Source organism: Xenorhabdus budapestensis, assembly GCF_002632465.1.
Taxonomy (GTDB): Bacteria; Pseudomonadota; Gammaproteobacteria; order Enterobacterales; family Enterobacteriaceae; genus Xenorhabdus; species Xenorhabdus budapestensis.
The window spans coordinates 1-648 of record NZ_NIBS01000130.1 but is presented as its reverse complement, the minus strand read 5'-3'; the positions used below and the strand labels follow the sequence as shown (position 1 = coordinate 648).

Annotated in this window: 1 protein-coding gene; it reads left to right on the top strand. The window is 52.2% G+C overall.

Annotated elements, in window-relative coordinates:
* Positions 1-648 (top strand): AMP-binding protein (locus Xbud_RS19245; protein ID WP_145956693.1); only part of this gene is annotated, 648 nt, incomplete at both ends.

Here is a 648-nt window from a genome sequence, read left to right as displayed (position 1 = left end):
CGGTGCTACCCTGTATATTGCTCCTGCCGCAGTAACCGGCGACAGTGAGCAACTGCTGGCGTTTATCAATCAACATAAGATCACCAAAGCCTTTATTCCTACCGCCTTAATGAACCATTTTTCTGCGGAATTATTCGGCTCAACCTTGCAGGTGATCCATACCGGTGGAGAAGCTCTGAATGCCTTGACGATCCCGCCGCATATCACGCTGTTCAACCAATATGGCCCGACGGAAATCACCGTGTGTGCCAGCCAGAACTTATTGCTGCACGGTGATCTGGCTATTGGGCAGGGGATTGATAATACCCGTCTGTATGTGCTGGATGAAAATGGCAACGTGGCTCCGATTGGCGCGCCGGGGGAACTGTATGTCGGTGGTATTGGTGTCGCGAGAGGGTATTTAAACCAGCCGGAGCTGACTGCTGAGCGGTTTGTGGCAAATCCGTTTGCTACCACTGAAGACAAGGCTAAAGGTTACACCCGTCTGTATAAAACCGGGGATCTGGTGCGCTGGCGGCCGGATGGCAAGCTGGAATATCTTGGGCGCAATGATTTTCAGGTCAAAATCCGGGGCTACCGTATTGAATTGGGGGAAATTGAGAGTGCGCTGGCGACCCATCCACAGGTAAAACAGGCGGTAGTGATTGA